The organism is Hoylesella timonensis S9-PR14 (assembly GCF_000762405.1).
In the GTDB taxonomy this organism is placed as follows: domain Bacteria; phylum Bacteroidota; class Bacteroidia; order Bacteroidales; family Bacteroidaceae; genus Prevotella; species Prevotella timonensis_A.
In genome coordinates, this window is sequence record NZ_JRPQ01000023.1 from 1 (window position 1) to 2,297 (window position 2,297).

Sequence of the window (2,297 nt, forward strand, 5' to 3'; positions counted from 1 at the left end):
CTCTGAAGAGGGGGACACAAAAACAGAACAAAAGGGGTTAAAAGAAGGGCCAAAAGATATGCAAAAGCCAACTTCACAAAACCGTCACGAAGTGTCTACCAATACTTTCGTAAATAACGCAAATACAGTTAGTTACGATACTGACGGTCAAAAAGAGGGCCAAAAGAAGGAACAAAGAAGTCCAAATGTCGAAGCTGCAAAAACGTCACCAAACGTTCAGCAAGGCAGCTACGCGCGCGAACATATCTCTAAAGAGAATAGAGATAAGAGAATAGAGAGTATTCATTATGATAATTATTCGCCGTCGCAGAATTTTTCATCCATCGAAGAATTGGTCTTTGATGACGAATGGGTGTGTTCGATGCAACAGCTTTATGGCTTTGCTGACAAAGGAACACTCTATAATGCCTTAACTTTATTTTTGGCAAACTTGAAGTGTCGCAAGGAAGAAGTCCCAGGAGACTTGAACAATTTCCTCGACTACTTCTGCAACTGGTACAAGAGAAACGAAAAGAGACTACAAAGCAAGTTGAAGGCGCAGATTCCTCCTAAGGACTATGCTAAAGTTCTTTGGGGCAAATGTATGTCAGCCTTTGCCAAGATAGTAGGCGAACGAGCTTTTGTTTCTGTTTTCCAACAACTCTCTTTTGATTCCTTTGACAATGCTGCCAAGCGACTGACCCTTTGCGTTCCAAACAGTCGAATATATCACACTTTGGAGGAAAATTACATAGACACTCTTTGCATTGTATTGCACAAATTCTTTGGTGTGGGGTTAAGTCTTCAATACCGTATTGTAAATTCTTAATCAATTTTCAAAGGTTTAGTTATACGTTTATGAATGAAGCACAAAAAATACTACAGATGACCAACGGTGGTTTGACTGTGTTCACACACTACCTTGGGGAAAAGTGTCTTTCCAAGACTTTCCGAAATCCTTTCAGGGATGATAGTAGGCCCTCGTGTCACTTGTACGCAAACAAAGGAAGATACGGCAACGGACAATATTACCTGCAAGATTTCGGTGACAGCAGCTTTTGTGGCAACTGTTTCACCATAGTAGGCAGACTGTGCAACGTCAATCCGAAAACCAACTTCCGTGAAGTTCTTCAGATAATAGACAGAGATCTTGGACTTGGGGTGTTTGAAGGAGAGAAAACCAGCCATCAGGTATTGATGAAAAGAGCAACCTCTTTCCAGCATAAGGAAGATAGTTCTTCCATTACCAGTTTCGAGGTTGAGACACAACCCTTTCAGTCATGGGAAGAAGCATATTGGAATCAATATGGCATTGGTTCTTCCATCCTTGAAAGGTTCAATGTGAAAAGTATCAAGAGCTGCACATTCACAAAATCGTCTGGCAATTCATTTGCCATTTACGGTTCAAAAGCTATTCCTACATACGGGTATTTCTTCGATGAAGGTCAAGGGCTGAAAATATACCGTCCCAAGGCAAAAAATCGCTTTATGTACGCTGGTCACCTGCCCAAGCCTTATATCTTCGGAATCAATCAACTACCAAGAAACAGTGAGTTCGTATTTATCACGGGAGGCGAGAAAGATGTCATGTCATTATCTGCACATGGCTTCCCTGCATTGGCATTCAACAGCGAGACCGCCAACATTCCAGAAGACATATTGGATGAACTTTCCAAGCGATTTCTATGTATCATCTTTCTCTACGATACAGATGAAACAGGAAAAAGGGAGTCGGCTTTACGGGTACGGCAGTATGGCAAACGGTATAGAGTACAGAAACTTGATCTGCCTCTGTCTGGTATAAAATCAGAAAAAGACATCAGTGATTTTTTTCGTTTAGGTCATACTACAGAAGAATTACAGGCTATGATTGAAACTTGAGGAATTTGAGAACCAAAACTAAGAACAATGAATAAACCTATATTCAAGTACGCAGCAGGATGCTCGGAAAACATAACGATTAGTGCATTGACAGATACAGAGCCATCCAGCATAATGGGAGTTGATCTAAAAGAATTGCCAGAGATTCATTCGGTTTCCTGCCGTATTCTTTCCAAGACCTTTTATGGCATGGGAATAATCAATCAGAACAACGGAATAGAGTTTGTCAATCATGATTTGCAGGAGACTGTCACTTTAAGCAGTTCTGGCATAACCTTTATACGTTTGAAAGAGGAGTGCCGAAGCAAAAGATTATGTGTTTTCTATGACATGAAAGACTATTTAGCCTATCAGATATTACAGAAGAACGGCTTTGTCAGGCTTCCATCAGACTGTGATTTCATCATTATGTCGGATGTTAAGTACTTCATCCATAT

Annotated in this window: 3 protein-coding genes; all 3 read left to right on the forward strand. The window is 40.6% G+C overall.

Features of this window, described 5'->3' with window-relative positions; genetic code table 11:
* A partial coding sequence (locus HMPREF9304_RS01150) for a DUF7833 domain-containing protein (RefSeq protein WP_036925965.1) occupies positions 1 to 808 on the forward strand: 808 nt, incomplete at its 5' end.
* A 29-nt stretch (positions 809 to 837) separates the two neighbouring features.
* Positions 838 to 1,860, forward strand: a complete 1,023-nt coding sequence (locus HMPREF9304_RS01155) for a toprim domain-containing protein (protein ID WP_036925968.1) — start codon at positions 838 to 840, stop codon at positions 1,858 to 1,860.
* Between the two features lie 27 nt (positions 1,861 to 1,887).
* Positions 1,888 to 2,297 (forward strand): hypothetical protein (locus HMPREF9304_RS01160; protein WP_036925970.1); only part of this gene is annotated, 410 nt, incomplete at its 3' end.

Coding starts and splice junctions, on each gene's coding strand:
- HMPREF9304_RS01155 (WP_036925968.1), top strand. CDS start 838: ATGAATGAAGCACAAAAAATACTACAGATGACCAACGGTGGTTTGACT.